The organism is Streptomyces sp. NPDC087440 (assembly GCF_044744005.1).
GTDB lineage: Bacteria > Actinomycetota > Actinomycetes > Streptomycetales > Streptomycetaceae > Streptomyces.
In genome coordinates, this window is record NZ_JBIUXN010000048.1 from 1 (window position 1) to 7,467 (window position 7,467).

1 protein-coding gene is annotated in these 7,467 nt (G+C 71.9%); it reads left to right on the forward strand.

Features of this window, described 5'->3' with window-relative positions; translation table 11 throughout:
• Positions 1-7,467, forward strand: a 7,467-nt coding sequence (locus ACIO3O_RS42565) for an amino acid adenylation domain-containing protein (RefSeq protein ID WP_401756366.1), incomplete at both ends; no start/stop codon positions are given.

The window sequence follows — 7,467 nt, forward strand, 5'->3', positions numbered from 1 at the left end:
ACAGCTTCTTCGATCTGGGCGGGCATTCCCTGCTGGCGACCCGTCTGATCAGCCGCATCCGCACCCGCCTCGGCGTCGAACTGCCCCTGCGCGCCCTCTTCGAAGGCCCCACCGTGGTCCAGCTCGCCGAGTGGGTCGAGGCCGACGGCGCGCTCGCTCGTGTCGCGGTGTCTCCCGCCGCGCGCCCCGCTGAGGTGCCCCTATCGTTCGCCCAGCGTCGGCTGTGGTTCCTCAACCGCTTCGAGGGCTCCGCCACCTCGACGTACAACCTGCCCATCACGCTGCGACTGACCGGCACCCTCGACCGGGACGCGCTCGGCGCCGCGCTGCACGATGTCGTCGCGCGTCACGAGAGTCTGCGCACGGTTTTCCCCGAGGGCCCCGACGGCAACCCGTACCAGCGCGTTCTCGACGCCGACCGGGCCACCGTGCGGCTGGACGTGGTCCCGGTGACCGCCGCCGAGTTGCCCGCGCGTGTGGCCGAGGCCGCGGGCTGCGGCTTTGATCTGACCGACGGGCTGCCCCTGCGGGCCTGGCTCTTCACGCTCGACGACACCACGCAGGTGCTGTCCGTGGTGCTCCACCACATCGCCGGTGACGGCTGGTCCATGGCACCCCTGGCACGCGACCTGGAGGCCGCCTACGAGGCGCGGACCGCCGGCCGGGCCCCTGAGTGGTCGCCGCTGCCGGTGCAGTACGCCGACTACGCGCTCTGGCAGCGAAGGCTGCTCGGCGACGAGAACGACCCCGACAGCCTCCTCAGCCGCCAGCTCGCCTACTGGAAGACCCAACTCGACGATTTGCCCGATCAGTTGGCGCTTCCCACGGACCGCCCGCGTCCTGCCGTCGCCTCCTATCGCGGAGACAGCGTGACGTTCACGCTGGACGCCGAGCTGCACGCACGCCTCGCCGAGCTGGCCCGGGAGTCGGGCGCCAGTGTGTTCATGGTGGTACGGGCGGCTTTCGCCGCGCTGCTGTCGCGGCTCGGTGCCGGAACGGACATTCCGATCGGCTCGCCGATGGCCGGGCGCACGGACGAGGCGCTCGACGATCTCGTCGGATTCTTCGTGAACACGCTCGTGCTGCGCACGGACGTGTCCGGCGCCCCCACCTTCCGCGAGCTGCTCTACCGGGTGCGCGAGACCGACCTGGCCGCGCACGCGCACCAGGACGTGCCCTTCGAGCACCTCGTCGAGGTGCTCAACCCGGTCCGGTCCATGGCGGCGCACCCGCTGTTCCAGGTGATGCTGGCCTTCCAGAACGTCGAGGAGCCGCGGCTGCGGCTCCGTGGTCTCACTGTCGCCGCCGAACCGGCCGCCGCCCCGGCCGCCCGCTTCGACCTGTGCGTGTATCTCGACGAGTCGCGCACTGACACCGGAGGCGAGGCAGGCCTCGCCGGCGTCCTGGAGTTCGCCACCGACCTGTACGACCGGGGCACGGCCGCGGAACTGGTGGCCCGCTTCGAGCGCATCCTGCGCGGCGTGGTCCGTGACCCGGACCGGCCCGTCGCGGCCCTCGACGTACTGTCGCCGGAGGAGCGGCGGCGGATCGTCGAGGAGTGGAACAGCACCGACACCCCGGTGCGGCAGGCGCCTCTGCCGGTACTGTTCGAGGCGCAGGTGGCGCGCACCCCGGACGCGACGGCCGTGGTCCACGGGGACGTCGAACTCACCTACGCGGAACTCAACGCCCGCTCCAACCGGTTGGCGCGCCTGCTCGTCGAGCGGGGCGCGGGCCCCGAGACGCTCGTTGCCCTCGCCCTGCCCCGGTCCGTCGATCAGGTCGTCGCGGTGTACGCCACCGTGAAGGCCGGAGCGGCCTACCTCCCCGTCGACCCCGAGTACCCGGCCGACCGGATCGCGTACATGCTCGACGACGCGCGCCCCGTGTGCGTCCTCACTTCCGCCGACACCATGGATCTGCTGCCGGGCGACCTGCCCGCCCTCGTCCTCGACGATCCCGGACTTCAGCAGGCGCTCGCCGACCGGCCCGACACCGACCTGGGCGACGCCGACCGGGCCGCGCCGCTGAGGCTCTCGCATCCCGCGTACGTGATTTACACTTCCGGCTCCACCGGCCGCCCCAAGGGCGTGCTGATCCCGCACGACGCCATCGTGAACCGTCTTGCGTGGATGCAGGCGAAGCATCCGCAGCAGGCCGGCGACCGCATCCTGCAGAAGACACCGACCGGCTTCGACGTCTCCGTCTGGGAGTTCTTCTGGGCCCTGCAGGTCGGCGCGACCCTGGTGGTCGCCGATCCGGGCGGGCACCGCGACCCCGTCTATCTCGTAGAGGTCATCCGCGCCCAGCGGGTCACGACGCTGCAGTTCGTGCCGTCGATGCTCGCCGTGTTCCTCGCTGAGCCGACCGCGTCCACGTGCACGACGCTGCACACGGTGATCCTCGGCGGCGAGGCCACGTCCCTCGAACTCGCGGAGAAGTTCCGCGAGACCTTGGACTCGGGTCTCTTCAACCTGTACGGCCCCACGGAGGCGTCCATCGACGTCACCCGCTGGGTGGTCCAGCACGAGCCCGGTGCCTCGAGCGTGCCGATCGGCGCGCCCGTGTGGAACACCCGCGCCTATGTCCTGGACGAGCGACTGCGGCCGGTCCCGGCCGGCGTGCCCGGTGAACTCTACGTCTCTGGCGTGCAGTTGGCGCGCGGCTATGTGGGCAGGCCCGACCTGACTGCGGACCGGTTCGTGGCGAACCCGTACGACCCCACGGGGCGGCGCATGTACCGCACCGGGGATCTGGTGCGGTGGCGGGCCGACGGGAACATCGAGTTCCTCGGGCGCACCGACTTCCAGGTGAAGATCCGCGGCTTCCGCGTGGAGCTCGGCGAAGTCGAGTCGGCGGTCGCCGCCCACTCGGCCGTCGCGCAGGCCGTCGTCACGGTCCACTCCGGCGAGGGCCGCGATCTCCGACTCGTCGCTTACGTCGTCCCCGCCGCCGGCAGCACCGTCGAACCGTCCGACCTGCGGCAGTTCGTGGGGGCCCGGCTGCCGGAGTACATGGTGCCCGCTGCCGTCGTCGTCCTGGGCGCGCTGCCCGTGACGGTCAACGGCAAGCTCGACCGCAAGGCCTTGCCGGTCCCCGACTTCTCCGCCGCCCCTCACAGCCGGGCACCGCGCACCGCGCACGAGGACGTGCTGTGCGGGCTGTTCGCCGAGGTCCTCGACCTGGACCGGGTCGGCCCCGAGGACAACTTCTTCGACCTGGGCGGACACTCGCTGCTCGCGACGCGTCTGGTGAGCAGGGTCCGCACGGTGCTCGGTGTGGAGCTGCCGCTGCGTGCCCTGTTCGAGGCGCCGAGCGTGGCCCGGCTGGCCCGTCGCCTCGCCGACGCCGATGGCGCCCGCGCGGTGCTGACCCGCAGGACCCTCGCGGCGGACCTGCCCCTGTCCTTCGCCCAGCGCAGGATGTGGTTCCTCAACCGCCTCGAAGGCCCCGAGGCCGCCACGTACAACATGCCCATCGCGCTGCGCCTGACCGGCGCCCTGGACCGCGAGGCCCTCGCGGCGGCGCTCGGCGACGTCGTCGCCCGCCACGAGAGCCTGCGGACAGTCTTCCCCGAAGGCCCCGACGGCACCCCCCGGCAGCGGATCGTCGACCCGGCCGACGCCCGCGTCGAGCTTCCGCTGACCCGCGTCACGGAGGCGGTGCTCTCCGAGGCCCTGGCTCGGGAGACGGCCCGCGGCTTCGACGTGACCCGCGAACTGCCCCTGCGTGCGAAGCTGTTCACGCTGAACGAAGCCACGCACGTGCTGTTCGTGGTGATGCACCACATTGCGGGCGACGGCTGGTCGATGGCGCCATTGGCTCGGGACGTCGCAGAGGCGTACGAGGCACGGGCCGACGGCCGCGCTCCGGAGTGGGAGCCGCTGCCGGTGCAGTACGCCGACTACGCGATCTGGCAGCGGGAGCTGCTCGGCGACGGCTCCGACCCCACGAGCGTGCTCGGAAGGCAGGTTGCGTACTGGACGCACCACCTGTCCGGACTCCCCGAACAGCTGGAGCTCCCCGCGGACCGGCCGCGCCCCGCCGCGGCCACCCACCGCGGCGCCCATGTGCCGGTCCACTTCGACGCAAGGCTCCACCAGGACCTCACCGCTCTCGCGCGCGAGACGGGCGCCAGTGTCTTCATGGTGGTGCAGGCCGCGTTCGCGGCGCTCCTGTCACGGCTCGGCGCCGGGACGGACATCCCCATCGGCTCGCCGGTGGCGGGCCGCACCGACGAGGCGCTCGACGACTTGGTGGGCTTCTTCGTCAACACGCTGGTGCTGCGCACGGACGTGTCCGGTGCCCCCACCTTCCGCGAACTGATCGAGCGAGTCAGGGAATCCGACCTGCGGGCCTACGCCCACCAGGATGTGCCGTTCGAGCATCTCGTGGACGTCCTGAACCCCGTCCGCTCCCTGTCGCGGCACCCACTGTTCCAGGTCATGCTGGCCTTCCAGAACACCAGCCCGCCCCGCCTCGAACTCCCCGGCCTAGTCCTGGCCGGCGAGCCCGCGGAGCTGGAAGCGGTCAAGTTCGACCTGTCCGTCAGCCTCAACGAGTCCTTCGACGCGAACCGCCACCCCGACGGCATCAATGGCGAACTCACCTACTCCGTGGACCTATTCGACCACGGCACCGCCGACAGCATCGCCCGCCGTTTCGAGCGCCTGCTGCGCGAGTTCGTCACGAATCCGCAGCGCGAGGTGACGGCGGCGGAACTGCTTTCGCCGCGCGAGCGGCGCCTGGTCCTCGACGAGTGGAGCGCGGGGGCGGGCGGTGAGTCCCTGCTGAGTTCCTGCGGTGAGTCCCCGGCGGATGCCACGGCGCTTGACCTGTTCGCCGAGCAGGTGGAGCGGGTCCCACACGCGGCGGCGGTCGAGTGCGGGGACGACGCCCTGTCGTACGCGGAACTGGACGCGCGTGCCGAACGGCTGGCGCGGATCCTGGTGGCGCAGGGGGCCGGAGCCGAGCGCGCGGTGGCGGTGGCACTGCCCCGCTCGGTGGAGTTCGTGGTGGCGATAGTGGCCGTGTGGAAGGCGGGAGCGGCCTTCCTGCCCGTCGACGAGGAGTATCCGGCGCGGCGCGTCGACCTGATGTGCCAGGACATGCGGCCGGTGTGCGCGGTGACGACGGCCGTGACCACGGCATCGCTGCCGAGCGGCTTGCCGCGAGTCCTCGTGGACGAGCCGACGGCCGGCCCGGGCGACACGGACGGCGTCGGCCCGCGCCCGCAGAACGCGGCGTACATCGTCTACACCTCCGGATCGACGGGCCGTCCGAAGGGCGTGGTCGTCGAACACCGTTCGCTGAGCGCCTACTTGAAGTGGGCACGGGCAGCCCACCCGGAGGCGTCGGGCGTAGTGGCATGGCAGTCGCCGGTCACGTTCGACATGACGGTGGCGTCCGTGCTGCTGCCCCTGGTGTCGGGCGGCCGCGCCCGCGTGACCGACCTGCTGCGGACACCCGATTACCCGGACCAGACGTGGCGGCGCCAGGCTCCGACCTTCATGAAGGCGACGCCGAGCCACGTCCCACTGCTGCTGACCCTGCCCGACGAGTTCTCACCGACGGGCGAACTGGTCCTGGGCGGCGAGGCCTTGGCCGGCTCGGACGTGGCGGAGTGGCGCCGACGCCACCCGCAGGCCCACGTCGTCAACGCCTACGGGCCGACCGAGACGACCGTGAACGTCACCGAACACCGCGTAGGCCCGGGTGAGGCACTGCCGCCGACCGGGGTGCCGATCGGGCGCCCGCAGGGCGGGACCCGCGCCTTCGTCCTGGACGGCAGCCTGCGCCCGGTGCCGGTGGGTGTGGTCGGCGAACTCTACGTCGCAGGACGACAATTGGCCCGCGGATACGCGGCGCGCGCCGCCGTCACGGCGGAGCGGTTCGTGGCCTCCCCGTTCCCGCCCGGCGGCGAGCGCATGTACCGCACGGGCGACCTGGTGAAGTGGCGGTTGGACGGCACCCTCGCCTACGTGGGCCGCGCGGACGCACAGATACAGCTGCGCGGCTTCCGCATCGAACCAGGCGAGATCGAAGCCGCCCTCACCCAGGAGCCGGGCATCGAGCGCGCCACGGTCCTCCTGCGCGAGGACCAGCCGGGGGACAAGCGCCTCGTCGCCTACGCCGTCCTCGCACCCGGCACGGCACTGGCCCCGGACGCCGTCCTGAAGTCCCTCGCCGGACGCCTGCCCGACCACATGGTCCCGGCCGCGGTCGTGGTCCTCGCAGATCTCCCGCTGACGGCCCACGGCAAGCTCGACGTGCGAGCACTGCCCGCCCCCGACCTCAAGGCCTCCCGAGGAGGAGCGGGCCGCGCGCCCCGGGACGGCCGAGAGGAAGTCCTCTGCGTGGTCTTCGCCGAGGTGCTCGGTGTGGGGAAGGTCGGCCCCGAGGACAACTTCTTCGACCTGGGCGGACACTCGCTGCTCGCGACGCGTCTGGTGAGCAGGGTCCGCACGGTGCTCGGTGTGGAGCTGCCGCTGCGTGCCCTGTTCGAGGCGCCGAGCGTGGCCCGGCTCGCGGAGTGGCTGGCGGAGGCCGGCGACGCGCGGGCGGCACTGGTGCCCAATGCTCGCCCTGCCGAGGTCCCACTGTCCTTCGCCCAGCGCAGGATGTGGTTCCTGAACCGTTTCGAGGGCACCGGGGCCGCCACGTACAACATGCCCGTCGCCTTGCGGCTCACCGGCCATCTGAACCGCGAGGCGCTGGCCGCCGCGCTGCGGGACGTCGTCGTCCGGCACGAGTCGCTGCGCACGGTCTTTCCCGAGGGCGCGGACGGCGTCCCGTTCCAGCAGGTCCGCGAACTCCACGAGATCGCCGACGGCGAGGGAATCTGGCCGAGCCTCGATGTGGCTGAGGCGACGGAGGAGGAACTACCGGACCTCGTGGTGGCGCAGGTCCAGCGCGGCTTCGACCTGAAAGCCGACATACCGCTGCGCGCCAGGCTCTTCGCCCTGGCCGAGGACATGCACGTGCTTGTGGTGGTGCTGCACCACATCGCGGGCGACGGCTGGTCTATGGTCCCGCTGGCACGGGACGTCGCGGAGGCCTACGAGGCGCGGACCGCCGGCCGGGCCCCTGAGTGGGAGCCGCTGCCGGTGCAGTACGCCGACTACGCGATCTGGCAGCGCGAGCTGCTCGGCGACGAGTCCGAGCCGGACAGCCTGCTGGCCCGCCAGCTCGCCTACTGGAAGACCCAACTCGACGATTTGCCCGATCAGTTGGAGCTGCCTACGGATCGTCCCCGCCCGGCGGTGTCGTCCTTCCAGGGTGAGCAAGTGGCCTTCGAGGTGGCCCCGGAGGTCCACGCGGGCCTGGCCGAGCTGGCCGGTGCCTCGGGTGCGAGTGTGTTCATGGTGGTGCGGGCGGCATTCGCGGTGCTGTTGTCGCGGATGGGTGCGGGTACGGATATCCCGATCGGTACGCCGATCGCGGGGCGTACGGATGAGGCGCTGGACG